Annotated in this window: 23 protein-coding genes; 14 read left to right on the forward strand and 9 right to left on the reverse strand. The window is 69.5% G+C overall.

Going from position 1 to position 26,056, the window contains the following annotated elements; translation table 11 throughout:
- Window positions 1–92: 92 nt before the first annotated feature.
- The gene (locus SNOV_RS13515) at window positions 93–1,517 is read left to right on the forward strand and encodes a glutamate synthase subunit beta (protein WP_013167507.1); all 1,425 of its coding nucleotides are present in this window, start codon (window positions 93–95) and stop codon (window positions 1,515–1,517) included.
- A gap of 159 nt (window positions 1,518–1,676) precedes the next feature.
- On the opposite strand, the gene SNOV_RS13520 is transcribed toward SNOV_RS13515, so the two are convergent.
- The gene (locus SNOV_RS13520; RefSeq protein WP_013167508.1) at window positions 1,677–3,188 is read right to left on the reverse strand and encodes an SGNH/GDSL hydrolase family protein; all 1,512 of its coding nucleotides are present in this window, start codon (window positions 3,186–3,188) and stop codon (window positions 1,677–1,679) included.
- A gap of 92 nt (window positions 3,189–3,280) precedes the next feature.
- Window positions 3,281–4,648 (reverse strand): lytic murein transglycosylase, encoded by a 1,368-nt coding sequence (locus SNOV_RS13525; RefSeq protein ID WP_013167509.1) that lies wholly within the window; start codon window positions 4,646–4,648, stop codon window positions 3,281–3,283.
- 277 nt (window positions 4,649–4,925) lie between these two features.
- Between SNOV_RS13525 and SNOV_RS13530 the strand changes: the two genes are divergently transcribed.
- Both SNOV_RS13530 and SNOV_RS13535 read left to right on the forward strand, forming a co-directional pair.
- Complete coding sequence (locus SNOV_RS13530; RefSeq protein ID WP_013167510.1) at window positions 4,926–5,816, forward strand: UTP--glucose-1-phosphate uridylyltransferase; 891 nt, start codon at window positions 4,926–4,928, stop codon at window positions 5,814–5,816.
- Between the two features lie 77 nt (window positions 5,817–5,893).
- Window positions 5,894–6,790: a dihydrodipicolinate synthase family protein gene (locus SNOV_RS13535; RefSeq protein ID WP_013167511.1), complete on the forward strand. Its 897-nt coding sequence runs from the start codon at window positions 5,894–5,896 to the stop codon at window positions 6,788–6,790.
- Here SNOV_RS13535 and SNOV_RS13540 read toward each other — a convergent pair.
- The 4 genes from SNOV_RS13540 to ubiG form a co-directional block, all read right to left on the reverse strand.
- Window positions 6,787–7,242: an NfeD family protein gene (locus tag SNOV_RS13540; protein WP_041783367.1), complete on the reverse strand. Its 456-nt coding sequence runs from the start codon at window positions 7,240–7,242 to the stop codon at window positions 6,787–6,789. The two genes, SNOV_RS13535 and SNOV_RS13540, sit on opposite strands and share 4 nt — an antisense overlap.
- An 18-nt stretch (window positions 7,243–7,260) precedes the next feature.
- Entirely contained in the window at window positions 7,261–8,256 is a 996-nt protein-coding gene (locus tag SNOV_RS13545) for an SPFH domain-containing protein (protein WP_013167513.1), read from the reverse strand.
- 138 nt (window positions 8,257–8,394) lie between these two features.
- Window positions 8,395–11,013, reverse strand: coding sequence for an ATP-dependent chaperone ClpB (clpB, locus tag SNOV_RS13550; protein ID WP_013167514.1), 2,619 nt, complete (start codon window positions 11,011–11,013; stop codon window positions 8,395–8,397).
- Window positions 11,014–11,325: 312 nt separating this feature from the next.
- Window positions 11,326–12,069, reverse strand: a complete 744-nt coding sequence (gene ubiG, locus SNOV_RS13555; RefSeq protein WP_013167515.1) for a bifunctional 2-polyprenyl-6-hydroxyphenol methylase/3-demethylubiquinol 3-O-methyltransferase UbiG — start codon at window positions 12,067–12,069, stop codon at window positions 11,326–11,328.
- Between the two features lie 159 nt (window positions 12,070–12,228).
- Here ubiG and SNOV_RS13560 point away from each other — a divergent pair, with 159 nt between their 5' ends.
- The 5 genes from SNOV_RS13560 to SNOV_RS13580 all read left to right on the forward strand — a co-directional run bounded on the left by SNOV_RS13560 (window position 12,229) and on the right by SNOV_RS13580 (window position 19,447).
- Window positions 12,229–13,479: an aspartate kinase gene (locus SNOV_RS13560; RefSeq protein WP_013167516.1), complete on the forward strand. Its 1,251-nt coding sequence runs from the start codon at window positions 12,229–12,231 to the stop codon at window positions 13,477–13,479.
- Window positions 13,480–13,559: 80 nt separating this feature from the next.
- Complete coding sequence (gene ptsP, locus SNOV_RS13565) at window positions 13,560–15,827, forward strand: phosphoenolpyruvate--protein phosphotransferase (protein ID WP_013167517.1); 2,268 nt, start codon at window positions 13,560–13,562, stop codon at window positions 15,825–15,827.
- Between the two features lie 25 nt (window positions 15,828–15,852).
- Entirely contained in the window at window positions 15,853–16,950 is a 1,098-nt protein-coding gene (gene prfA, locus SNOV_RS13570) for a peptide chain release factor 1 (RefSeq protein WP_013167518.1), read from the forward strand.
- Window positions 16,947–17,798, forward strand: coding sequence for a peptide chain release factor N(5)-glutamine methyltransferase (gene prmC, locus SNOV_RS13575; protein WP_013167519.1), 852 nt, complete (start codon window positions 16,947–16,949; stop codon window positions 17,796–17,798). The genes prfA and prmC overlap by 4 nt, the downstream gene beginning before the upstream one ends.
- A gap of 587 nt (window positions 17,799–18,385) precedes the next feature.
- Window positions 18,386–19,447 carry a DUF4167 domain-containing protein gene (locus tag SNOV_RS13580; protein ID WP_013167520.1) on the forward strand — a complete coding sequence of 354 codons (1,062 nt, stop codon included), beginning with the start codon at window positions 18,386–18,388 and terminating at the stop codon, window positions 19,445–19,447.
- Between the two features lie 221 nt (window positions 19,448–19,668).
- On the opposite strand, the gene SNOV_RS13585 is transcribed toward SNOV_RS13580, so the two are convergent.
- The gene (locus SNOV_RS13585; protein WP_013167521.1) at window positions 19,669–20,511 is read right to left on the reverse strand and encodes an MOSC domain-containing protein; all 843 of its coding nucleotides are present in this window, start codon (window positions 20,509–20,511) and stop codon (window positions 19,669–19,671) included.
- A 193-nt stretch (window positions 20,512–20,704) separates the two neighbouring features.
- Between SNOV_RS13585 and thpR the strand changes: the two genes are divergently transcribed.
- From thpR to SNOV_RS13610, 5 genes are all read left to right on the forward strand, one after another.
- On the forward strand, window positions 20,705–21,238 hold the full coding sequence (gene thpR, locus SNOV_RS13590; RefSeq protein ID WP_013167522.1) for an RNA 2',3'-cyclic phosphodiesterase: 534 nt from the start codon (window positions 20,705–20,707) through the stop codon (window positions 21,236–21,238).
- A gap of 65 nt (window positions 21,239–21,303) precedes the next feature.
- Window positions 21,304–21,684, forward strand: coding sequence for a YkvA family protein (locus SNOV_RS13595; protein WP_013167523.1), 381 nt, complete (start codon window positions 21,304–21,306; stop codon window positions 21,682–21,684).
- A 207-nt stretch (window positions 21,685–21,891) separates the two neighbouring features.
- Window positions 21,892–22,410, forward strand: a complete 519-nt coding sequence (locus SNOV_RS13600) for an invasion associated locus B family protein (RefSeq protein ID WP_013167524.1) — start codon at window positions 21,892–21,894, stop codon at window positions 22,408–22,410.
- 101 nt (window positions 22,411–22,511) lie between these two features.
- Window positions 22,512–23,285 carry a hydroxyacylglutathione hydrolase gene (gene gloB / locus SNOV_RS13605; protein ID WP_013167525.1) on the forward strand — a complete coding sequence of 258 codons (774 nt, stop codon included), beginning with the start codon at window positions 22,512–22,514 and terminating at the stop codon, window positions 23,283–23,285.
- Between the two features lie 8 nt (window positions 23,286–23,293).
- Window positions 23,294–23,728, forward strand: coding sequence for a cupin domain-containing protein (locus tag SNOV_RS13610; RefSeq protein WP_013167526.1), 435 nt, complete (start codon window positions 23,294–23,296; stop codon window positions 23,726–23,728).
- A 202-nt stretch (window positions 23,729–23,930) separates the two neighbouring features.
- Here the strand turns inward: SNOV_RS13610 and yddG are convergent, their stop codons facing one another.
- Window positions 23,931–24,794, reverse strand: a complete 864-nt coding sequence (gene yddG / locus SNOV_RS13615; protein WP_013167527.1) for an aromatic amino acid exporter YddG — start codon at window positions 24,792–24,794, stop codon at window positions 23,931–23,933.
- 150 nt (window positions 24,795–24,944) lie between these two features.
- Between yddG and SNOV_RS13620 the strand changes: the two genes are divergently transcribed.
- The gene (locus tag SNOV_RS13620) at window positions 24,945–25,220 is read left to right on the forward strand and encodes a PepSY domain-containing protein (protein ID WP_013167528.1); all 276 of its coding nucleotides are present in this window, start codon (window positions 24,945–24,947) and stop codon (window positions 25,218–25,220) included.
- A 51-nt stretch (window positions 25,221–25,271) separates the two neighbouring features.
- On the opposite strand, the gene phbB is transcribed toward SNOV_RS13620, so the two are convergent.
- Complete coding sequence (phbB, locus tag SNOV_RS13625; RefSeq protein ID WP_013167529.1) at window positions 25,272–25,997, reverse strand: acetoacetyl-CoA reductase; 726 nt, start codon at window positions 25,995–25,997, stop codon at window positions 25,272–25,274.
- Window positions 25,998–26,056 lie beyond the last annotated feature (59 nt).

Raw genomic sequence — 26,056 nt, forward strand, 5'->3', positions numbered from 1 at the left:
GCGCCGTCATTTTCCAACTGGCATGATTGATGTATCTGGCACCGGAGGGTGGAACGCCTCCAAGGTGGCGGTGCTCCGCGAAAGAGGGCGCAATGGGTAAGGTCACGGGTTTCCTCGAAATCGATCGGCGCGAGGCGAAGTATCAGCCGGCGTCCGACCGCATTCGCCATTTCCGCGAGTTCACCCTGCCCCTGCCCGACGCCGAGGTCGCCAACCAGGCGTCGCGCTGCATGGATTGCGGCATCCCGTTCTGCCACGGGCCGAATGGCTGCCCGATCCACAACCAGATCCCGGACTGGAACGACCTCGTCTATAACGGGAACTGGGAGGAGGCATCGCGCAACCTCCACTCCACCAACAACTTCCCCGAATTCACCGGCCGCATCTGCCCCGCGCCTTGCGAGGAAGCCTGTACGCTGAACCTCGAGGACGTGCCGGTCACCATCAAGACGGTCGAGCAGGCCATCGCCGACAAGTCGTGGAAGATGGGCTGGATCAAGCCCGAGCCCGCCTCCGTGAAGACCGGCAGGAAGGTCGCCGTGGTCGGCTCCGGCCCGGCCGGCATGGCTGCCGCCCAACAGCTCGCCCGCGCCGGCCACGAGGTGCATGTCTATGAGCGCGAGCCCAAGGCCGGCGGCCTGCTGCGCTACGGCATCCCCGACTTCAAGATGGAGAAGCACTACATCGACCGCCGCGTCGCGCAGATGGAAGGCGAAGGCGTCGTCTTCCACTACGGCGCTAATGTCGGGGTCACTCTGCCGCTCGAAGAACTGCTGGAGAACCACGACGCGGTACTGATGTGCGGCGGCTCCGAGGCCCCGCGCGATCCCGGCCTGCCCGGCCAGGAGCTCGACGGCGTGCACTACGCCATGCCCTATCTGGTGCAGCAGAACCGCCGCGTCGGCCGCGAGGACGTCTCGGGCGAGCAGGCGATCCTTGCCGCCGGCAAGCATGTGGTGGTGATCGGCGGCGGCGACACCGCCTCCGACTGCGTCGGCACCGCCTTCCGCCAGGGCGCGCTCTCCGTCCACCAGCTCGACATCCGCCCGGTGCCGCCGCTGAAGGAGGACAAGCTGGCGGTGTGGCCCTACTGGCCGACCAAGTTCCGCACCTCCTCCTCGCAGGCCGAGGGCGCCGAGCGCGAATTCGCCGCCGCCACGCTGGGCATCGAGGGCAAGAACGGCCGCGTGATCTCGGTGAAGTGCGCCCGCGTCGATCCCAAGCGCCAGCCGATCCCCGGCACCGAGTTCCACATCAAGGCCGACCTCGTCTTCATCGCGCTCGGCTTCGTGCATCCGGTGCACGAGGGCATGCTGGAGCAGCAGGGCCTGTCGATCGACAAGCGCGGCAACGTGCAGGCGAACGACCTCGACTACGCCACCAGCGTGCCGAAGCTGTTCGCCGCCGGCGACATGCGCCGCGGCCAGTCGCTGGTGGTCTGGGCGATCCGCGAGGGCCGCCAGGCGGCGCAGTCGATCGACACCTTCCTGATGGGTGCTTCCGCCCTGCCGCGGTGAGGCGGGGGGGATTCCCGCCTCCACCAATACACCGTCATCCTGAGGTGCCCGGCGTTTCGCCGGGCCTCGAAGGATGCTCGTCGTAACACGTCAGATCCATCCTTCGAGGCTCGGCTTCGCCGAGCACCTCAGGATGACGTTCATCTGGAGTGAATCGGACTACGGCGCCGCCGGTTCCGCGGGCGTCGCCGCCGTGCCGGTGCCGGCGCCCGCCGCGGAATCCGCGGGAACGGCCGACACGCCCTGCGCGGCGGCTGGGGTCGCCGCCGGCAGCTCGGTCTGCGGCATGGGCGGGACGAGCGGCTCGGTCGCGGCGGCCGGCTGCCCGGCCGGCCAGCGGAAATCGTCCGTGCGCCCCAGCACCGCGGGCAGCGTCGCGCCGCTGACCAACACGTTCGCCGGCTCGGGCTTCGGGGTTGCGGGGGCGGCCTGCACGATGTCCTTCGGCGCTTCCTTCGCCGCCGGGCCGGCCGGAGCCGTGGGCGCGCCGGCAAGCGTGCGGGCGCTGCCCGCCGCGCCGCCGGTCAGCTGGATGATCGAGGGCCGCGTGTCGGCGGGATCGGTCGCCGCCGTGGGCGCGTCCTCGCGGTGCATCAGGTCGTCGAGCTGCTGGTCCACGAAGAAGGCGAGCTTGCGCGCGCCGGCGCGGGTGAAGCCGACGCCGTCGGCGTTGCGCAGGCGCCGGCGCTGGCCATCGACCGCGGGGCCCGAGGTCATGAACTTGCCGTTCTCGTCGACGAAGCCGTCGGTGACATCGACGAAGATGAAGCCGGCGCGCTCGACCTGCTCCTTCAGCAGCGCGTTGAGCTGGGCGATCTGCTCGTTGCGGGCCTCGTCCTCCACCGGCGGCAGGCCGGCCACCACCACCGGGCGGCCGTGCAGCTTGAGCGCCAGCAGGAACTCCTCCAAGCGGCGGCCATAGAGCTCGCGCCAGCGTTCGTCGAGCACCTCGGCGCGCCCGGCAGGGTCGTCGATCGGCTTGAGGTCGTTGGCGCCGGCCAGCACCACGATGACGTTGGGCTGTTCCTCGCCGGACGGCAGCTGCCGCGCGGTGGCGATCCAGTCGAACGGGCTCGCCGGGGCGATCCCCGAGCCGTCCTGCGTCTTGCCGACGACGACCGCGCCCTCGCGGTCGGCGGCGAAGGCGTCCGCCAGCCCCTGCGCCAGCGTCGCCGCCTGCTCGTCGCCGATCACCAGCACGACGTCCTTGACGTCCTCGACCTCGCCGCGCGCCTCGGCTGCCGTGGCGTAGACCTTGCCGCGCGGCACCGCAGGCGCCTGCTGGACGACGACGGGAGGCGCCGCGGCCGGCCCGGTGCCATCGCCGGGATATTGCCTCAGCCGCGGCGCGCGGCGTTCGCCGCCGCCTCCGCCGCTGAACAGATCGATGAAGGGCTGGAACGGCGACCAGGCGCGGCGCGGCTGCTGCTGGGGCTGGCGCGCCTGCGTCGAGGGGCGGGCCTGCTGCTGGCGCGCGGCCGGACGTTGCTGGCGGGTCTGGCTCTGATAGCGCGGCTGCGGCGCCTGGCGCGAGCTCGGCTGGCCGACATCGGCCGGCGGGCGGAACCAGTCGCTCTGCGCCTGCGCCAGCGAGCAGCCGGCGACGAGCACGCCGGCAACCGCCAGCGCCTTCAGTCCGAGCCGGTATCCGCGTGCCCGCGTGACGCGCATGAGCCGTTCCCCGATGGCGACATCTCACCAGAGCGGTGAACCATTATCGCGGCTGTTTCAAGACCCCTGTCGGCCGGGCGTCAAGAGCCGGGTCACGAGCCGTCGCGGGCGCGCAGGCTCTCCAGCACCTCGCCGCTCGCCATGCCGTCGGGCAGCAGGCCGGCGCTGACCTGATATTCGCGCACCGCGACGCGGGTCTTCGAGCCGATGGCGCCGTCATGCGGGCCGACGTCGTAGCCGCGCGAGGCCAGCCGCTTCTGCAGTTCCGAGCGCTCCAGCCGCGACAGGGCGCGCTGGTCTTCCGGCCAGGGCTGCACGAACGGCCCGCCGCCGCGGATGCGGTCGGCGAGATGGCCGATGGCGAGCGCATAGGCGTCGGCCGGGTTGTAGCTGAGGATGGCCTTGAAATTGTCGGTCATCAGGAAGGCCGGTCCCTTGGCGCCGGCCGGCAGCAGGAGATAGGCGGTCTCGCCCGCCGCCGGCATCGGCCGGCCCTCGGGCCGGCGCACGCCCAGCGCCGCCCATTCGCGCATCGGCTTGCGCACATGCTTGTCGGCGAGCAGGTAGTTGAAATTGCGCGGCAAGACGACCTCGTAGCCCCAGCTCCGGCCGGCGACCCAGCCACCGCGCTTGAGCTTGTTGGCGGTCGAGCCCATGGCGTCGGCGACCGAATCCACCACGTTGCGATGGCCGTCGCCGTCGAAGTCCACCGCGTCGCGCTGGAAGGCGGTCGGCATGAACTGGGTGAGGCCGAAGGCGCCGGCCCAGGAGCCGCGCAGATGAGTCTCGGGGATGTCGCCCTTGTCGACGATGCGCAGCGCGGCGACGAACTCGTCGCGGAAATAGGCCTTCCGGCGGCCGACGCAGGCGAGCGTCGCGGTCGCCTCCAGCACCGGATAGGAGCCGCGGGCGCTGCCGTAATTGGTCTCGATGCCCCAGATGGCGGCGACGACATAGGGATCGACGCTGTAGCTGCGCCCCACCGCCTCGAACACCTGGGCGTTCTGGGCCATCGCCTCGCGGCCCTTGCGGATGCGGGTCTCGGAGACCAGCATCGTCACATAGTCCCCCGCCGTGCGGCTGAACTCGGGCTGCGTCTCCAGCTTCGCCATGATGCCCATGTCGGGCTTCAGACCCGCCGTGTAGCGGCGGAAGCCGGCGGCCGAGACGCCGGCCTGGCGCGCCTTCGGCTCAAGGCTCGCGACGCAGCGGCTGAAATTCGCCTCGTCGCGGGCGAGCGCGGACGGCGTCATGTCGGGATGGGTCGACGGCGCCGAGGCCGCGGGCCGGGCGGCCGCAGCGCGAGCCGGCGGCGCGGCATAGGCGCTCTGTCCGCTCGCGGGCGTCGCGAGCGCTCCGGTGATGTCGTCGGCGCCGGCGCAGCCGGCAAGACCGAGGCAGACCAGCACCAGGCCGGCGAGGCCGGCCGGGTGCCGGCCGGGGACCGGACGAGAACTCATGACGCTTACCCTAACGCAATTCCGGGCCATGATTAGGCAGGCGACATGGTTTCCACGGACTTAACGCAGCGTTCGTTTTCCGTTACGTCACATGCGGCGCGGCGCCGCGCGCCGTTTCCAGGCGCAGGGCGGCTCCGCGTCCACTGCCGGGACCGAATCCGTCACGTCGGCGTTATCCCGGCGGTGCATTGCGGCACGCGAGACGTTAAGCTGACTTTCATCGGATTTTCGTTTTGCTTGCCCACCCCAGCGACCAGAAGAGCGGCATAACTCCCCCATGGTAAAACCCATTCGCAAGGCGATCCTTCCCGTGGCCGGCCTCGGCACGCGCTTCCTGCCGGCCACCAAGGCCGTGCCGAAGGAAATGCTCACCGTCGTAGACCGGCCCGTCGTGCAGCATGTGGTCGACGAGGCGCGCGCCGCCGGCATCGAGCACATCGTCTTCGTGACCGGCCGCAACAAGGGCGTCATCGAAGACCATTTCGACCGGCAGTACGAGCTCGAGGACACGCTGAACGAGCGCGGCAAGACGCAGATGCTGGAAATGCTGCGCCACGAGACCATGGGTCCGGGCGCCACCAGCTTCACCCGCCAGCAATTGCCCCTCGGCCTCGGCCATGCGGTGTGGTGCGCGCGCGACATCATCGGCAACGAGCCCTTCGCGCTGCTGCTGCCGGACATGCTGCACAAGCCGACCAACGGCAAGGGCTGCCTCGCCCAGATGGCCGAGGCCTATGCCAAGACCGGCGGCGGCAACCACATCGCGGTCTACGAGGTGCCGCCGGAGCAGACCGACCAGTACGGCATCGTCGGGCTCGGCGACGAGGTGGCCGAGGGCGTGCACAGGATCGCCGGCATGGTGGAGAAGCCGAAGAAGGACGTCGCCCCCTCCAACCTCGCCATTTCCGGCCGCTACATCCTGCAGCCGGAGATCTTCGAATTGCTGGCCACGCAGGAGCGCGGCGCCGGCAACGAGATCCAGCTCACCGATTCCATGCTCAAGCTGGCGCGGGAGCAGGATTTCTACAGCGTGACCTTCGACGGCGCGATCTACGATTGCGGCTCGAAGCTCGGCTTCCTGATGGCGAACGTCGCCTATGCGCTCGACAATCCGGAGATCGCCGACACCTTCCGGCCCGAGCTCGACGCGCTGCTGGCAAAGAACTGATCGCATAACTGCCGGGCGCCGCCACGGCGCCCGACTTCAGCCCGCACGCTGACGCCGTGGTCGGAAGAGACACCAGCATGCCCCTGTTCCACGGATTGTCGGCCTTTCCGCTCACCCCGACGGATGCGGCGGGCAAGGTGCAGGAAGCGCTGCTCGCCCGCTTCCTCGACCGCATAGTCGCCGCGGGCGTCGACAGCATCGGGCTGCTCGGCAGCACCGGCACCTATGCCTATCTCTCGCGCGACGAGCGGCAACATGCTCTTCGCGTCGCCGTTGGCCATGTCCGCGGCCGGGTGCCGCTGATCGCCGGGGTCGGCGCCCTGCGCACCGACGAGGCGGTCGCGCTGGCGCAGGATGCGAGGGCCGCCGGCGCGGACGGCCTGCTTCTGGCGCCCATGTCCTATACGCCGCTGACGGAGGAGGAGGTCTTCCAGCACTTCGCCACTGTGGCCGAGGCGGGCGGGCTGCCGCTCTGCATCTACAACAACCCGACCACGACGCACTTCACCTTCAGCCTGGAGCTGATCGAGCGGCTGGCGGCACTGCCGCATGTCGCGGCCATCAAGATGCCGCTTCCCGCCAAGGGCGATTTCACTGACGAGATCGAGCGGATACGCGCGCGGACCCCGGCCGGTTTTGCCGTGGGCTATAGCGGCGACTGGGGAGCCACTGACGCGCTGCTGGCGGGATGCAACGCCTGGTACAGCGTCGTCGCCGGCCTTCTGCCCGGCGAGGCATTGAAGCTCACCCGCGCCGCGCAGTCCGGCGACGCGGCTGCGGCCAAGCACTGGAATGCGCGCTTCGAACCCTTGTGGGAACAGTTTAGGACATTCGGCAGCCTTCGCGTGATGTATGCGATCGCCGAGGTGCTGGACCTGGGCGGGGCCATTCCGCCCCGGCCCCTGCTTCCCCTGCCCCCGGCGGAACGCAGCCGGGTGGAGCTGGCCGTGCAGGGATTGCTCACTGAGCGCTAAGGCGTCCCCGCCGGCGTCACCCGCAGCGTCGCGCCTTCCGCGCCGGCGACGACGACGCGCGTGCCGGCCGGGCAGTCCGGGCCGGTCACCCGCCAGATCGTGTCGTCGACCCTGATCTGCCCCACCCCGTCCTTGATGGCCTCGTGCAGCACGAAGTCCCGCCCGACCAGCGCGTCGGTGCGGCGGTTGAGGAAGGGCCGGTCGCTCTCCGCATGCTTCGAGCGCGCCAGCATCCGCCCGATCACGACCGCGAACAGCGCCGCGACCGCGAACAGCACGAGCTGCGCCTGCCAGCCCATCGGCACGAGAGCCACGGCGATGCTTGTGGCCAGCGCCGCGACCCCGAACCAGATCAGATAGGCGCCGGGCACCACCAGCTCGGCGATCATCAGGAGCCCGGCCGCGATCAGCCAGAGCCAGAATTCCGCCAGCGCCTCCGCCAGGGCGGCCATCTGCTCCATAATGCGTCCTCAGGCACCCGGACCGAAGGGGTTCTCGACCGGCGTCGTGCGCGGCCCGGTCGGGCCCGGCCGCCGCGCCGCCACCGCCTCTGGCCCAAAGGCGCCGCGGGCGATCTCGGCGACGCCGGCGAGCGAGCCCAGCACGGCGCTCGCCTCATAGGGCAGCACCATCAGCTTCTGGTTCGGCGCGCTCGCCATGGCCTCCAGCGCCTTCATGTATTTCTCGGCGATGTAGTAGTTGAGTGCAGCGGGATCGCCCGAGGCGAGCGCGCCGGACAGCATCTCGGTCGCCTTGGCGTCCGCCTGCGCCAGACGCTCGCGCGCCTCGGCGTCGCGGAAGGCGGCCTCGCGCCGTCCTTCGGCCTCCAGGATCTGCGACTGCTTCTGGCCTTCCGCGCGCAGGATCTCCGACTGGCGCTGGCCCTCGGCCTCCAGCACCACGGCGCGCTTCTCGCGCTCGGCCTTCATCTGCCGCGCCATGGCGGAGACGAGGTCGGCCGGCGGCACGATGTCCTTGATCTCGATGCGGGTGATCTTCACGCCCCAGGGCGCGGCCGCGGCGTCGACCACCTTGAGTAGCCGCTCATTGATCTCGTCGCGATGCGACAGGAGTTGGTCAAGGTCCATCGCGCCCATCACGGTGCGGATATTGGTGGTGGTCAGCGCGAGGATGGCGAGGTCGAGCTGGGCGACCTCGTAGCTGGCGCGGGCCGCGTCGAACACCTGGAAGAAGGCGATGCCGTCCACCGAGACGGTGGCGTTGTCGCGGGTGATCACCTCCTGCGTCGGCACGTCCAGCACCTGCTCCATCACGTTCACCCGCTTCCCGATCCGGTCGAGAAAGGGAACGATGAGGTTGAGGCCCGGCGACAGGCTGCGCGTATAGCGGCCGAAGCGCTCGACGGTGACCTGATAGCCCTGCGGCACCGTCTTCACCCCGGCGACGATGGTGAGGATCACCAGCGCCAGGAATACCAGAACGAAGACATTCAGTCCGAGCACCATGGCATTCCCCCGCGTGACGCCGGCGGAGTGTGGCCCGGCGCGGATGCCCCGGCAAGGCGAAAGCCGGACACCTGCCGGTCATGAAAAAGGCCCGGCGCGGGGCCGGGCCTTCATCGATCCTTCTCGCGAAGCAAGCCGTCAGGCCGCCTCCTCCACCGCACCGGCGCGGGTGTCGAACAGGAGTTCGCCCGCCCCGCGCTCGACCTTGACCACGTCGCCATCCTTCACCGTGCCGGCGAGGATGCGGCCAGCCAGTGGGTCCTGCAGCAGCTTCTGCATCACCCGCTTGAGCGGACGCGCGCCATAGGCCGGGTCGTAGCCCTTCTCGGCGAGGAAGTCCCGCGCCTCGGAGGTGATCTCCAGCCGGATCTTGCGCTCCTCCAGCAGCTTGTCGAGCCGCTTGGCCTGGATATCGACGATGGCGCCCATCTGCTCGCGCCGCAGCCGGTGGAACAGCACGATCTCGTCGACGCGGTTGAGGAACTCCGGGCGGAAATGCGCACGCACCACGCCCATCACCTCGTCGCGCACGGCCTCGGTGTCCTCGCCATCCGGCTGGTTCACCAGATACTCCGAACCGAGGTTCGAGGTCATGATGATCAGCGTGTTGCGGAAGTCGACCGTGCGGCCCTGCCCGTCCGTCAGGCGCCCGTCGTCGAGCACCTGAAGGAGCACGTTGAACACGTCCGGATGCGCCTTCTCGACCTCGTCGAACAGCACGACCTGATAGGGCCGGCGCCGCACGGCCTCGGTCAGCGCGCCGCCCTCCTCATAGCCGACATAGCCGGGAGGAGCGCCGATCAGCCGCGCCACCGCGTGCTTCTCCATGTACTCGGACATGTCGATGCGCACGAGGGCGGTGTCGTCGTCGAACAGGAACGAGGCCAGCGCCTTGGTCAGCTCGGTCTTGCCCACGCCCGTCGGGCCGAGGAACATGAAGGAGCCGATGGGCCGGTTGGGGTCCTGAAGACCCGCGCGGGCACGACGGACCGCCGTGGAAACAGCTTCCACGGCCTCCTTCTGGCCGATGACGCGCTTCGACAGCACGTCCTCCATGCGCAGCAGCTTCTCCTTCTCGCCTTCCAGCATCTTGTCGACGGGCACGCCGGTCCAGCGCGAGACAACCTGCGCCACATGGTCCGGGGTAACCGCCTCTTCCACCATGGCGCCGGCCTTCACCTCGGCGGCGAGCTCCTGCGTCTCGATGGCGGCGAGCTTCTTCTCCAGCGCGGGGATGGTGCCATAGGCGAGCTCGCCCGCCTTCTGGTACTCGCCGGCGCGCTGGGCGTTGGCGAGCTCGGCACGCGCCTTCTCCAGGTCGCTCTTGATCTTCTGGGCGTCGCCCAGCTTCTCCTTCTCCGCCTTCCAGCGGGAGGTCAGCGAGGCGGACTGCTCCTCGAGATCGGCCAGCTCCTTCTCCAGCCGCTTCAGCCGGTCCCTCGAGCCGGCGTCGCTCTCCTTCTTCAGCGCCTCCTGCTCGATGCGCAGGCGCACGATCTCGCGGTCGATCGAATCCAGCTCCTCGGGCTTGGAATCGACCTGCATGCGCAGCCGCGAGGCCGCCTCGTCGACGAGGTCGATCGCCTTGTCGGGCAGGAAGCGGTCGGTGATGTAGCGGTTCGACAAGGTGGCCGCCGCCACCAGCGCCGAATCGGTGATGCGCACGCCGTGGTGCAGCTCGTACTTCTCCTTGATGCCGCGCAGGATGGAGATGGTGTCCTCCACCGTCGGCTCGGAGACGAAGACGGGCTGGAAGCGGCGGGCGAGCGCGGCGTCCTTCTCGACATGCTTGCGGTACTCGTCGAGCGTGGTCGCGCCGACGCAGTGCAGCTCGCCGCGCGCCAGCGCGGGCTTCAAGAGGTTGGACGCGTCCATCGCGCCGTCGGTCTTGCCTGCGCCGACGAGGGTGTGCATCTCGTCGATGAACAGGATGATGCCGCCCTCGGCCGCCTCGACCTCGGAGAGCACGCTCTTCAGCCGCTCCTCGAACTCGCCGCGATATTTCGCGCCGGCGATCAGCGAACCCATGTCGAGCGCGAGAAGGCTCTTGTCCTTCAGGCTCTCGGGCACGTCGCCGTCGACGATGCGCAGGGCAAGGCCCTCGACGATGGCGGTCTTGCCGACGCCGGGCTCGCCAATGAGGACGGGATTGTTCTTGGTGCGCCGCGACAGCACCTGGATGGTGCGGCGGATTTCTTCGTCGCGGCCGATCACCGGGTCGAGCTTGCCCTCGCGCGCCGCGCTCGTCAGGTCGCGGGCGTACTTCTTGAGCGCGTCATAGGCATTCTCGGCGGTAGCGCTGTCCGCGGTACGACCCTTGCGCAGCGCCTCGATGGCGGCGTTGATCTTCTGCGGAGTCGCGTCCGCCTTGGCGAGGATCTTGCCCGCCTCGCTGTCCTTCTCCAGCGCCAGCGCGAGCAGCAGCCGCTCGACCGTGACATAGCCGTCGCCGGCCTTCTTGGCCGCCTGCTCGGCGGCGTCGAAGACGCGCGCGGTGGCGGGCGCGAGATAGACCTGCCCGGCGCCGGAACCCTGCACCTTGGGCAGCTTCTTCAGCGCCGCCTCGGTGTCGGCGAGCACCATGCGCGGGTCGCCGCCGGAGCGCTGGATCAGCCCGGCGCAAAGCCCTTCCGGGTCGTCGAGCAGTACCTTCAGCAGGTGCTCGGGGGTGAACTGCTGGTTGCCCTCGCGCAGCGCAAGCGACTGCGCCGACTGCACGAATCCACGCGCGCGTTCGGTATAGATTTCGAAATTCATGTCGTCCCTCCAGACCCCTCCCCTCGCCCTCTTCAGAGGCACGAGCGGTTATCGGGATTGCGGCGCCCGTATCCCGGCCGCCGCGGCAGGCCCCGTCATGGCGACCCGCTCAGCCTCATGTAGTGTTGCCCATCGGCAACGGAAGGGCCTTGAGGAGGGTCAAGGCGGGATTTCTTCTCGGCCGCGCCGGCCCCACCCGAAACACCGTCATGCCCGGGCCTGGCCCGGGCATCCACGACTTGGACGGTAGCGAAGGCGGGAAGACGTGGATGGCCGGAACAAGTCCGGCCATGACGTCGTGCGAGGAGACGCTTACGCCCCCTTCTCCGCCACCATCATGTAGTTCACCGACAGGTCGCTGGAGCGCCGCCACTCGTCAGTGAGCGGGTTGAACACCACGCCCTCGCGGTCGGTCACCTTCAGCCCGCCGGCTTCCAGCGCGAGCTGGAGCTCGTCCGGCGTGATGAACCTGTTCCAGTCATGCGTGCCGCGCGGCAGCCAGCCGAGCACATATTCCGCCCCGACGATGGCGAGGGCGAAGGAGCGCTTGGTGCGGTTCAGCGTCGCCGCGACGAGCAGCCCGCCCGGCTTCACCATCTCGCTCGCGCGGGCGAGGAACAACCCGACATCGGCGACGTGCTCCACCACCTCCATCGCCATCACCACGTCGAAGCGCGCGCCCTCATTCGCCAGCGCCTCCGCCGTGGTCGCGCGGTAGGTAACGGGGATGCTGCTCTCCTCGGCGTGCAGCGAGGCGATGCGCACGTTCCTCTCCGCCGGGTCGATACCCGTCACCGAGGCGCCCATGCGCGCCAGCGGCTCGCTGAGAAGGCCGCCGCCGCAACCGATATCCAGCAGCGAGAGCCCTTCCAGCGGCCGGATCGCCTTCGGGTCGAGGCCGAAATGGGCGACGATTCGCTCGCGCAGATAGGCGAGCCGCACCGGGTTGAACTTGTGCAGCACCTTCATCTTGCCGCGCGGGTTCCACCATTCGGCGGCCAGCGCGGCGAAGCGCTCGACCTCGCGGGGATCGACGGTTGTGGCGGTCTCGGTCATCGGCGCACTCACGGAAGGGCAGCTTTCCAATAGCGATTCCAGCTTCGCGCGGTGCCGTTGCGGGGCGGGCGCGAGGTGGATATGTATACGCGCCTTTCGGGCCGGGAGCCTCTCCCATCCACCCGGCCCCACAGAAGAACACGGTTACGGTTTCCCGCAATGGCACGTCTGGTGATGAAGTTCGGCGGCACATCGGTCGCCAACATCGAGCGCATTCGCAATGTCGCACGCCATGTGAAACGGGAGATCGAGGCCGGCCACGAGGTCGCCGTCGTGGTCTCGGCCATGTCGGGCAAGACCAACGAGTTGGTCGCCTGGTGCCGCGAAACGGCGGTGCTGCACGACGCCCGCGAATATGACGCCATCGTCGCCTCCGGCGAGCAGGTGACGTCGGGGCTCCTCGCCATCGCGCTGCAGGACATGGGCATCCCCGCCCGCTCCTGGCAGGGCTGGCAGCTGCCGATCTCCACCGACGACGCGCACGGCTCGGCCCGCATCCTCTCGGTCAACGGCGACCAGATCGTCGAGCGCTTCGCCGAGGGCGAGGTGGCGGTGATCGCCGGCTTCCAGGGCATGCATGTCCCGAGCGGGCGTATCACCACGCTCGGCCGCGGCGGCTCGGACACCAGCGCGGTGGCGGTCGCCGCCGGCATCAAGGCCGACCGCTGCGACATCTACACCGACGTCGACGGCGTCTACACCACCGACCCGCGCATCGTGCCGAAGGCGCGCCGGCTGGAGAAGATCGCCTTCGAGGAGATGCTGGAGATGGCCTCGCTCGGGGCCAAGGTGCTGCAGGTGCGCTCGGTCGAGCTCGCCATGGTGCATAATGTGCGCACCTTCGTACGCTCCAGCTTCACCGATCCGGACGCCCCGGAGCTCAAGACCGCCGGCGACCCGCCGGGCACCCTGATTTGCGACGAGGAGGAAATCGTGGAGAGTGAAGTCGTCACCGGCATCGCCTTCGCCCGGGACGAAGCCCAGATCAGCATCCGTCACGTCCCGGACAAGCCGGGCATCGCGGCGGGCGTGTTCGTGCCGCTGGCCGATGCGCACATCAACGTCGACATGATCGTGCAGAACATCTCGGCCGAGGGCTTCACCGACATCACCTTCACCGTCCCGACCGCCGATTTCGAGCGCGCCAAGGCCGCGCTCGCCGGCGCGCGCGAGGAGATCGGCTTCCAGGCCGTCGAGGGCGCCACCGACGTGGTGAAGATCTCGATCATCGGCATCGGCATGCGCTCGCACGCCGGCGTCGCGGCCCGCGCCTTCAAGGCCCTGTCGGAGCGCGGCATCAACATCCGCGCCATCTCGACGTCCGAGATCAAGATCTCGGTGCTGATCGACGCGGCCTATACCGAACTTGCCGTGCGAACGCTGCATTCGGTATACGGGCTCGACGCCTGAACTCAGGCAAGGGCGCGATGCGAGTCGCGCCCTGACATCGACGCTCCGGGAACGCGGCTCCCGGAAACCGAGGACGGCCAATGCGTGGCGCGCTCGGCGGCCCGCGCGTGCTTCTGAGGCGACTCCGCGAGGTCATGGCGGAGCCGGTCAGCGCGCAGGACCGCCTGGACAAGATCGTGGTTCTCATCGCGGCCAACATGGTGGCCGAGGTGTGCTCGGTCTATGTGCTGCGCGTCGACGGCACCCTCGAGCTCTACGCCACCGAAGGCCTCAACCCCACCGCCGTCCACTTGACGGTGATGCGCATCGACGAAGGCCTCGTCGGCACCGTCGCCCGCGAGGCCGAGCCGATCAGCCTGTCCAACGCGCAGGCGCACCCGGCCTACTCCTACCGGCCGGAGACGGGCGAGGAGATCTACCACTCCTTCCTCGGCGTGCCGATCCTGCGCGCCGGCAACACGCTCGGCGTGCTGGTGGTGCAGAACCGCGCCCACCGCTCCTACACCGAGGAGGAGATCGAGGCGCTGCAGACCACCGCCATGGTGCTGGCGGAGATCATCGCCTCGGGCGAACTCACCGCCATGGCGCTGCCCGGCGCCGAGCCGGCCGCCCGCCGGCCGCTGCACCTCAAGGGCCTCGCTCTCTCCGAAGGCATCGGCCTCGGCCATGTCGTGCTGCACGAGCCGCGCATCGAGGTCACCAAGGTCATCGCCGACGACCTGCCCGGCGAATTGAAGCGCCTCGACGAGGCGGTCGAGACGCTGCGCGCCTCCATCGACATCATGCTGGAGGACGAAGGGGTCGCGCGCGTCGGCGAGCATCGCGACATCCTCGAAGCCTACCGCATGTTCGCCCACGACCGCGGCTGGATCGGCCGCATGCGCGAGGCGGTGATGACCGGCCTCACCGCCGAGGGCGCGGTCGAGCGCGTGCAGTCGGACACCCGCGCCCGCATGCTGCGCATGACCGACCCTTATCTGCGCGAGCGCATGCACGACCTCGACGATCTGGCGAACCGCCTGCTGCGCCAGCTCACCGGCCGCGCCGGCGGCCCGGAGAAGGGCGGCCTGCCCGACAACGCCATCATCGTCGCCCGCAACATGAGCCCGGCGGCGCTGCTCGACTATGACCGCTCGCGCATCCGCGGCCTGGTGCTGGAGGAAGGCGCGGCGACGAGCCACCTCACCATCGTCGCCCGCGCGCTCGGCATCGCCGCGGTCGGCCATGTCGAGAACATCGTCGGCCAATGCGATGCGGGCGACGCGATCATCGTCGACGGCGTCTCGGGCGAGGTGCATGTGCGCCCGCCGGCCGACGTCGAGGCCGCCTATGTCGAGAAGGTGCGCTTCCGGGCGAAGCGGCTGGAGCGCTACGCCGCTTTGCGCGACGTGCCGACCGTCACCAAGGACGGCACCGAGATCGAGCTGCACCTGAACGCCGGCCTGCTGGTCGACCTGCCGCACATCGCCGAGACCGGCGCGACCGGCATCGGCCTGTTCCGCACCGAATTGCAGTTCATGATCGCCTCGGCCTTCCCGCGCACCAACGAGCAGCTCAAGCTCTACCGCTCGGTGCTCGACGCGGCGGGCGAGCGGCCGGTGGTGTTCCGCACCCTCGACATCGGCGGCGACAAGGTGCTGCCCTATATGCGCGCCATCGAGGAGGAGAACCCGGCCCTCGGCTGGCGCGCCATCCGCCTCGGCCTCGACCGGCCGGGCCTCCTGCGCAGCCAGGTGCGCGCGCTGCTGCGCGCCGCCACGGGTCGCGAATTGCGCCTCATCTTCCCAATGGTCTCTGCGGTGGAGGAGTTCGACCGCGCCCGCCACATCGTCGAGCGCGAGCTCACCCATCTGCGCCGCCACGGCCACGGCCTGCCCGAGCGGGTGCTGATCGGCGTCATGCTGGAAGTGCCGGCGCTGCTGTTCCAGCTCGACCAGCTCTTCCCCCGCATCGACTTCGCCTCGGTCGGCTCGAATGACCTGGTGCAGTTCCTCTACGCCGCCGATCGCGGCAATCCGCGCGTCGCCGACCGCTTCGACGCGCTCGGCCCCTCGGCGCTCAGGGCACTGAAGCTGATCGCCGACAAGGCGGCCGAATACGGCAAGCCGGTCACGCTCTGCGGCGAACTCGCCTCGAAGCCGCTGGAGGCGCTGGCGCTTGCCGCCATCGGCTATCGCAAGCTCTCGCTCTCCCCGGCCTCCTACGGCCCGGTGAAGGCGATGCTGCTGGAACTCGACCTCGCTGCCGCCGCCGCCATGGTCGCCCCGCTGCTCGGCCCCGGCGCCGACGCCTCCTCGCTGCGTCCGCAGCTCAAGGCCTTCGCCGAGAAGGCAGGTCTTCCGCTGTGAAACCTGCCGCTGTGAGCGCCCTCCCGTGACGGCCCTTCCCGACGCCCGCCTCGACCAGCTGCTCGCGCGCCACGCGGAGATCGAGCACGCCTTGTCGGCCAATCCCGACGCGGAGACCTATGTCCGCCTGTCGCGCGAATTCGCCGAGCTGTCGCCGCTGACCGACAGCGTGAAGGCGCTGCGCAGCGCCGAGCGCCAGCTCACCGACGCCCGCACCCTCGCGGCGGAAGCGGCGGGCGACAAGGAGATGGCGGCGCTGGCCGAGGAGGAGGTCGCCTCGCTCGAGGAGCAGGTGGAGACGCTCACCCACGCCGTGCGCCTCGCCTTGCTGCCCAAGGACGCCATGGACGAGCGCGGCGTCATCCTCGAAGTGCGTGCCGGCACCGGCGGCGACGAGGCGGCGCTGTTCGCCGGCGACCTGTTCCGCATGTATGAGCGCTTCGCCGGGCTGAACGGCTGGTCGGTCGAGGTCCTCTCGCTCACCGAGGGCACCGCCGGCGGCTTCAAGGAGATCGTCGCCGCCCTCCACGGCTCGGGGGCCTATGCGAAGCTGAAGTTCGAATCCGGCGTGCACCGCGTGCAGCGGGTGCCGGAGACGGAGGGGTCCGGGCGCATCCACACCTCCGCCGCCACGGTGGCGGTGCTGCCGGAGGTCGAGGACGTCGACATCGCCATCAACGAATCCGACCTGCGCATCGACGTGTTCCGGGCGTCGGGCGCCGGCGGACAGCACGTCAACAAGACCGAGAGCGCGGTGCGCATCACGCATCTGCCCACCGGCACCGTCGTCGCGGTGCAGGACGAGCGCTCGCAGCACAAGAACAAGGCCCGCGCCATGGGCATGCTGCGCGCGCGCATCTACGAGGCCGAGCGCGAGAAGCGCGACAGCGCCCGCGCCAGCGAGCGCAAGGTGCAAGTCGGCTCCGGCGATCGTTCCGAGCGCATCCGCACCTACAACTTCCCGCAAGGCCGCGTCACCGACCACCGCATCGGCCTGACCCTGCACAAGCTGCCGGAGATCCTCTCCGGCGAGGGCCTCGGCGAGCTCGTCGACGCGCTCACCACCGAATATCAGGCGGCGCTGCTGGCCGAGGCGGAGAACGCCGGCTGGGGCGAGCGGTGACCACGCGCGCCGGGCTGCTGCGCGAGATCGCCGCGGCCTTCGCCGCCGCCGGGCTGGAGACGCCGGAACGCGAGGCGCGCGCGCTGCTCAAGGGCGGCCTCGGCCTCGCCGACATCGATCTCGTCGCCCGCGCCGATCTGCCGGTTGCGGAAGAAGATGCCGCCCGCCTGCGGGCCTTGGCCGCCCGCCGGGCCGATGGCGAGCCGCTGGCCCGCCTCGTCGGCCGGCGCGAGTTCTGGAGCCTCGATTTCTCCCTCGCCCCGGAGACGCTGGTGCCACGCCCGGAGACCGAGACGCTGGTCGAGGCCGCGCTCGCTCTGTTCCCCGACCGTGCGGCAAAGCTGCGCATCCTCGATCTCGGCACCGGCACCGGCGCCATCCTCGCCGCCCTGCTCAGCGAATACCCGAACGCCGTCGGCCTCGGCATCGACCTGTCGGAAGGCGCGGCGCGGCAGGCGCGCGACAATCTCGCCCGGCTGGGCCTCGCCGGACGTTCGGCGGTGATCGTCGGGCGTTGGGCGGAGGCGATCCACAGCCGTTTCGACCTCGTGGCCTCCAATCCGCCTTATATTCCCGCGAGGGATATCGCCGCGCTCGACAAGGAGGTGCGTGAGCACGACCCGCGTCTTGCGCTCGACGGTGGGGCGGACGGGCTCGACGCCTACCGCGTCCTCGCCGCCGCGCTTCCCGGCCTGCTCGTGCCGGGCGGCCGAGCGGTGCTGGAACTGGGCATCGGCCAGGAGGAGGACGTTGCCGCTCTTCTCGCCGCCGCTGGCCTTTCCGCCGACGGACCGGCGCGGCGCGACCTTTCCGGGATCGCACGCGCCATCGTGACCCGACCCGCCTGACAATACCGGTGATGCGGCAAAAAAGGGCTTGGAACGACGTAACGAAGCGATTAGTGTCCCTTGCAGGAATCGTCCTGAGACATCACTTATCCTGCAATGGGTTTGGAAGCCGGTCGCTCTTCGTCGAGTGATCGGGCTCATCGCGGCGGTGACATTCGGGTCCTTGCGGAAGGCCTGAATGAGCGCGATGTCTCGTAGGGGCGAACGCTCCACGAGTTTATCGGTGTAGCTTCGGTTGCACGATGAAGCATGGGGTCGGCTGTAGCGCAGCGTGGCGCTCGCCGGATCCGGGCCGGAAGATGCGGCCTGGGTGGATCGCGGCCGGCAGGTCCGGCGGCGGAGCATCTTCGAGAGATGCGCTCCCATGGAAGAAGTCCGACGGTCGGTGTCGACCTGCGGCATGTCCGGAGCCTCACGGCTTCCGGCTATGGCAGGTTTTCTCCGGCTTGAGGCGAGATTTCCCGGCACGCCGTTGCCGCTGGTCGAGGCCAGCGGCGCGGGACGGGGAAGATCAAGGTGATTGACCCGCCATGCCCGCCCGAAAGGGGTTCGCCCGACCGGCGGCACAGGCCTCAGAGACCAGCTCGATGCGAAATAGTAACCAGCAGAAGCGTATGCGCGGCCGCAACAACAACAACCGGCGCAGCCAGAATCCGCTTACGCGTGTCTATGAGTCGAACGGCCCCGATGTGAAGGTGCGCGGCACCGCGCAGCACATCGTGGAGAAGTACCAGCAGCTCGCCCGCGACGCGCAGGCGTCGGGCGATCCGGTGGCGGCGGAGAACTATCTCCAGCACGCCGAGCACTATTACCGCATCATCGCCGCCGCCCAGGCGCAGTTCGGCGTGCAGGGCCAGCCCTTCCAGCGTTCCGACGAGGACGATTTCGAGGAGGAGGGCGAGGAGGCCGGCGCTGAGGGCCAGCCGGCCTTCCAGGCCCGCGAGCCGCAGCAGCAGGGCTATCGCGATCGCGACGGCGGCCGTGACGGCAATTACCGCGACAACAGCCAGCGCGACCGTGACGGCAACCAGCGCGGCGACCGCGACGGCAGCCAGCGCGAGTTCTACCGCGACCGGGATGGGCGCCGCGACAACCGCGAGCGCGGCCAGGATCGCGACAATCGCGACCGTGACAACCGGCAGGACCGTGACAACCGCGAGCGCGGCGAGCATCGCGAAGGCGGTCGCTGGCAGCGCGACAACCGCCCCTATCGCGAGAACCGCGAGCCGCGTGAGCCGCGCGAGGGTGGCGAGCAGCCCTACCGCGATCCCGGCCAGCAGCCGCAGCCGCGCCTCGGGCCGGATGTGGAGGCCGAGATCGGCCTTCCCGCCTTCATCACCCAGAGCAGCGCCGCCGCGCCGGTGAGCACCGCCCCTGAGCCCAAGGTCGAGGCCAAGCCTGAGCCGAAGGCCGAGGCCCCCAAGGCCGAAGCACCGAAGGCCGAAGCGGCCGCCAGCGAGGCTCCGGCCAAGCCGGAAGGCACCGGCCGTGGGCGCAAGTCCGCAGCCGCCGCCGCGGCTCCGGCGCCGGTCGCGGCAGCCACCGAAGACGGCGAGGCCCCCGCCCCGCGCACCCGTCGCCGCCGCTACCGCCGCGCCGAGGGCGAGGCCGAGGGCGCCGAGCCCGCGCCGGCCGAAGCCGGCGAGTGAGCCGTCTCTGAACTGAAATGCAAAAGGCCCGGCTCAGCCGGGCCTTTTTGTTTGGGGGAAGCCGTCGAGGAAATTTCTCATCCAGTGCATCGTCATCCTGAGGTGCGAGCGGAGCGAGCCTCGAAGGATGGTCTCGGGCGCCTGGGTGAGCATCCTTCGAGGCCCGGCCGATGGCCGGGCACCTCAGGATGACGTTCGTCAAGTAACAGGAAGCGACGCCCTCACAGCGTGATGCGCACCGCGTCGCCCTCGGCGATCAGGCCGCCGCGCTCGATCTCGGCGAAGATGCCGCAATCGGTGTGGCCGAAGCTGCGCATCAGCGTGCCGGGCACGTCGAGGTCGCGCTTGGCGGTCATCGGATCCACATTGGTGGCGGCGCAGCGGAAGATGCGCTGCGTCACCTTGAGCCGCACCTGGTTGCCGATCTCGATGGTGTGGCCGACAAGGTCGAACTCCTCCCACGGCTCCATGCCGTCGAGGTAGAGATTGCCGCGGAAGCGCAGCGGGTCGACCGGCTGGCCGATGATCTCGCCCAAGGCCCGGCAGCTCGCCAGGTTGATCAGCGAGACGAAGCCTTCCGTCGTGTCGACGAAGCGGAAGCCGTCGGGCGCCGCCAGCACGCGCGGCGCGCCGCGCAATTCGTAGCGCGAATAGCGCTGGAAGAACTCCTCGATCGCCGCCCGTCCTTCCGGCGAGTCGAGCCGGCCGCGCACCGCCTCCTTGCCGTCGAGGTCGATGACGAGCTCGCTGGTCGCGTCCTCATAGCGCGCCTTCAGCGCGGCGAGGCGCTCATTGCGCATCAGCATGAGGAACTTGATCTTCGGCTGGAACGCCGGAACCTCTGGAATGAAGCCCGAGGGGCCGTTCTCGATGGCGTAGAGCCGGTCGCCGGGGAAGTAGCGCCCCGCTTCCAGCTCGACGACCTCGAGGCGCTCCGGCGTCAGCCCCTTCACCGGATAGCGGTAGAGCGAGGCGATGCTGGCGAAGTCCACCGGCGAGGGCGCGGCTTCCGGCGACGCCTCGGTGGCGGTGAAAAGATCGGTGTCGTCGGTCGATTCGCTCATGGAGGATCACCATATAGGCTTGTGCCCGCCCCGTCAGCCGCGGGCGAGGCCTTGGCAACCGGCAGGGATGCGCCGGAGAGGCATGCGTCGTGCGGCCTGTGTTTTGCCTGTCGTATTTTCCGCTTTTCCTCAGCGTGCGAATCCGTCTCAATCATCAGCGGATTTCCTCGCTGGAAACTCTAAGGAGGGGGTCATGCCGCGGCTCTTCACCGCCCTCGAAATTCCTGCCGACGTCGCCGACCAGCTTTCCATGCTGCGGGGCGGCCTTCCCGGTGCCCGCTGGATCAGCCCGGAATTCTACCACGTCACGCTGCGCTTCATCGGCGACGTCGACCATGTGGTGGCGCGCGACGCCGCCGCCGCGCTCGACGAGATCGACCGCTTCGGCTTCGACCTCACGCTCTCGGGCGTCGACCAGTTCGGCAACCACAAGCCGCACTCGATCTTCGTCGGGGTGAAGGCGAACGAGGCACTGAACGACCTGCAGGCCGAGCATGAACGGGCGATGAAGCGCATCGGCCTGCCGCCTGAGGGGCGCAACTTCCGCCCGCACGTCACCCTCGCCCGGCTGCGCGATGCTTCGCCGCGGCAGGTGGCGGAATATCTCGCGCTACGCGGCTATTTCCGCAGCCCGACCTTCGAGGTGTCGCGCTTCGTGCTCTATTCCTCGCGCGATTCCGTCGGCGGCGGCCCCTACCGGGTCGAGGCCGCCTACCCGCTGATGTGAAAGCGGCGGGAAATATTGCGAAAAGCCACGGCCGGGACCATCTGAAGCGGGACAAGGAGAGCTGGATGGCCCGCCGTTTCGACCGCACCTTCGATCCCGAGGATATCGAGAACCTCGCTGGCAGCGAGGACGAGCCGCGCGTGCGCGCCGGATTCTGGAGCAAGCTTGCCGGCGGCGCCTCGCGCATTCCCTTCGCCGAGGACGCCGCGGCCGCCTATTACTGCGCGCTCGACGCCCGCACGCCGACCCGCGTGCGGGCGCTGCTGTTCGGCGCGCTCGCCTATTTCCTGCTGCCGACCGACACGGTGCCGGACATCCTGCCGGCGCTCGGCTTCACCGACGACGCGGCGGTGATCGCCACCGCGCTCAACCTTCTCGCCAGTCATATCGGCCCCTCGCACCGTGCTGCCGCGAGGGCGGCACTCGAGCGGCTGCGCAGGGCTTGAAATCACAGGTATGTTTTTGCCAAATGACGGCGGAAAGCGCTTTTTGCGCCTTCAATTCGCCGCCGGCCTGCGGCCATTTGATCGCCAACCCTGCCGCTTTGTACCGCTGAGGGTTCACAGCGGCGAATCGGCCGGATATCCCTTTGGCGGCCCGCACGCAGAATCACGCGGGCGGCATCGCGGCAGATGACACGGAGGACAGAGACCATGGCACGACGGATCGTGCACGCGGCACTCGCCGGCTTGGCACTGGCTTTCATCGGCGCGAGCGGCGCCGGCGCCCAGGGCGCGCCGAAGCTGGTCGGCCAGTTCGGCGACTGGGGCGTCTATGTCGATACCAGCGGCAGCGGCAAGATCTGCTACGCCCTGTCCCAGCCCAAGTCCCGCGCGCCCGCCGGTCTCAACCGCGATCCCGCCTATTTCTTCATCTCGACCCGCACCGCCGAGAACGTGAAGGGCGAGGTCAGCGTCGTCATGGGCTTCCCGCTCAAGGAAGGCACCGACGCCACGCTCACCATCGGCCCGACCAGCTTCGACCTCTACACCCGCGGCACCGGCGCCTGGGTGCGCAACGTCGCCGAGGAGACCCGCCTCGTCGACGCCATGCGCAAGGGCCGCGACCTCACGGTGAAGGGCACCTCCGGGCGCGGCAACGTCACCACCGACACCTATTCGCTGAGCGGCATCTCCGCGGCCATCGACCGCGCCGCGCAGGAATGCCGTTGAGAAGGCACTGACGCCTCGTCCGTCCATCCACTAGACTGGCGGCCGGCAGCCCCCGGCCGCCGCGCCCGTCGTCCGCCCGAGGTCACCACCCGAGGAACGCCATGCCGGTCGAACTGCGGCTCATCCCCTGCCTCGCCGACAATTACGCGGTATTGCTGCGCGATCCCGTCACCGAGGCGACCGCCGTCATCGACGCGCCGGAGGTGGCGCCGATCCTCGCCGCGCTGGAGCGCGAGGACTGGACGCTCACCCACATCCTCGTCACCCATCACCACACCGACCACATCGCCGGCGTGCTGGCGCTGAAGGAGCGTTTCGGCGCAACGGTGATCGGCCCCAAGGCCGAGCGCGACACCATTCCCGGCCTCGATTTCGCGGTGGTGGACGGCGATCCCGTGGCGGTCGGCGGCCTCGTCGGCCGGGTGATGGAGACGCCCGGCCACACCAAGGGGCACATCGTCTTCCTGTTCGAGGACGAGCGCCTGCTGTTCTCGGGCGACACGCTGTTCGTGCTCGGCTGCGGCCGGCCCTTCGAATGCGATCCGCCGGTGCTGTGGGAATCGCTGGTGCGCCTGCGCGGCCTGCCCGACGACATCTCGGTCTATTGCGGCCACGAATACACCGTCTCGAACGGGCGCTTCGCCGTCAGCGTCGACCCGGACAATGCGGCGCTGGCCGCGCGCCTGAAGGAAGCCGAGGCGCAGCGCGCTGCCGGCGAGCCGACGCTGCCGACCACCATCGGCGCGGAGAAGGTGACCAACCCGTTCCTGCGCGCCGACGACCCCGAGCTCGCCGCCCGCATCGGCCTGGCCGGCGCCGAGCCGGGCGCCGTCTTCACCGAGCTGCGCAGCCTCAAGAACAGTTTTCGCGGCTGAGGGCGCCCATGACCGCTCTCACCGCGCAGGACGTCATCGCCCAGCTCGGATTGCAGCCGCACCCGGAAGGCGGGCACTTCCGCGAGACCTTCCGCGACGAGCGGCGCACGCCCGATGGCCGCTCGGTCTCGACCGCCATCTATTTCCTGCTGGCCGCGGGCGAAGCCTCGCACTGGCACCGCGTCGACGCGACGGAGATCTGGCACTGGCACGCCGGCGCGCCGCTGGAACTGCGCATCGCGCTCAACGATGCCGGGCCGATCGAGACCCGCATCCTCAGCCCAGACATCGTCCGTGGCGAGGAACCGCAATGCGTCGTCCCGCACGGCGCCTGGCAGGCGGCGCGCAGCCTCGGCGACTGGACGCTGGTCGGCTGCACCGTGGCGCCGGGCTTCGAGTTTGCCGGCTTCGAGCTTGCCGCCCCCGGCTGGTCGCCGGGCTGAGCCCGATCTTCTTTTCTTCCCTCATCCCCGGGCTTGACCCGGGGACCCAGGAGACCGGGCGCACCAAGTCACTGGGTGGCAGGAACTCGGGCTTGCCCGAGTTCCTCACTCTGGAGACCGAAGTCGGCAAATGCCGACTTCGGGTCAAGCCCGGCCATGAGGGAAGAACAGTAGCTCCGCGAAGAAGATCAGGGACGGGTTCTCACCGCCGGGCGAGCAGTGTCGCCACCGCCGCACCGCCGACGATGAGCGCGCAGGCGATGGCGAGCGCACCGCTCGGCGCCGCGAAGCCGGCGACGACCAGCAGAAGCGTGGAGAGCACCGGCGCGGCGTAGGACAGCACGCCGAGCAGGCGCACGTCGCCGCGCTTCATGCCGATGTCCCAGGTGTAGAAGGCGATGCCCACCGGGCCGATGCCGAGCGCGACGACCGCCAGCCACTCGCTCCCAACCGGCCATACCGACGGCTCGAACAGGATATGGCACAGCGCCGAAAGCGCCGCCGTGGCGAGGCAGAAGCCCGCGACCACCTCGGTCGGCACCCGGGCAAAGCGGCGCGACGCCACCGAGTAGACCGACCAGATCACCGCGCAGGCCGCCGCCGCCAGATAGCCGGGCACATATTCCGGCGCGAAGCCGAAGCCGCCGGCCCGCGCGCCCAGCAGCACCACCGTGCCGGCCAGCCCCATCAGCGCGCCCGCCACATGCGCCGGCCGCAGCCGCTCGCCCGGCAGGAAGGCGGAGAACAGCACGATGAGCAGCGGCCAGAGATAGGCGACCAGCCCCGCCTCGGCGGGTGGGGCGAGCTTGAGCGCCGAAAAATAGAAGAAGTGGTAGCCGAACAGCCCGCCTATGCCGTGCACCCACACCGGCCAGGGCTGGCGCAGCACCGACAGCCCCACCCCGCGCGCCAGTCCGGCGGCGATTCCGACCGCTCCGCCGATGGTGAAGGTAAGCGCGGTGAGCAGGAAGGGCGGCACCGCGCCGGTCGAGGAGGTGGCAAGCGCCAGCGTCGACCAGAGCAATATGGCGGTGAAGCCGATGAGGGTGGCGGAGGAGCGGGACATGGGGGCGGGGAACCTGCGGGTCGGGCGCCCCTTATGGCCGCTGCGCGCCCTTCCGCCAAGCGTCCGGCTACCCAGCACGGCGATGGACGTGAATACCGTCCGGCCTTACGCTCCGGCACGCCGGTTCCGGCTCATGCAGGGAGAACTCCGATGACGCGCACGACCTCGATCCCCGCCTCGTTCCTCGCCTCGCTTCTCGCCCTCGCCTTCCTGTCCACCCCCCTATCCGCGCAGGCCACCATCGGCATCGACGAGGCGCTGACGATCGCACGCGCGCAGGGCATGACCGTCGTGGCCAAGCTCGAGCACGAGCACGAGAAGGGCGTGTCGAAATGGGAGGCCGAGGGCCTCGGTGCGGACGGCAAGAAGATGGAGATCGAGATCGACGCCGTGAGCGGCAAGATCCTCAAGAAGGACGTGAAGTGAGGCGGGAAGCGGCGTGAGGCCGGAAGGCCTCGCGCCTAGCCTCATCCGGCCTCACGCCATGTACTGCCCGCCATTGGCGGTGAGCGTCGAGCCGGTGATGAAGCCGGCCTCGTCGGCGGCAAGGAACACCACGCAGCGCGCGATCTCCTCCGGCTCGCCGAGGCGGCCGGCGGGGATGTGCGGCAGCACGCGCTTCTCCAGCACGTCCTGCGGCATGGCGCGCACCATCTCCGTGCCGATATAGCCCGGGCAGATCGCGTTCACCGTGATGCCCTTGGCCGCGTTCTCCTGCGCCAGCGCCTTGGTGAAGCCGATCTCGCCGGCCTTGGCGGCGGAATAGTTGGTCTGGCCCATCTGGCCCTTCTGGCCGTTGATCGACGAGATGGTGACGATGCGCCCGAAATTGCGCTCGCGCATGCCCTCGATCACGTTGCGGCACATGTTGAACACCGAGGTGAGGTTGGTGTTGATCACCGCGTGCCACTGCTCGGGCGCCATCTTGTGCAGCATGCCGTCGCGGGTGATGCCGGCATTGTTCACCAGCACCTCGACCGGGCCGAGCGTGGAGGTCACCTCGCCGATGCCCGCCTTGCAGGCCTCGAAGTCGGAGACGTCCCATTTGAAGGCGGGAATGCCGGTTTCCGCGGTGAAGGCCGCCGCTGCTTCGGCGTTGCCGGCATAGTTTGCCGCGACCTGATATCCAGCGGCTTTCAGCGCCTTGCTGACAGCCGCGCCGATCCCGCGCGTGCCACCGGTGACCAACGCAACACGACTCATGTCACTCACCCCCTCTGGCGTTCCTTCCCGGGAACCTACACGGCTTGTAGTTCGCTTTT

It is taken from the genome of Ancylobacter novellus DSM 506, from assembly GCF_000092925.1.
Taxonomy (GTDB): domain Bacteria; phylum Pseudomonadota; class Alphaproteobacteria; order Rhizobiales; family Xanthobacteraceae; genus Ancylobacter; species Ancylobacter novellus.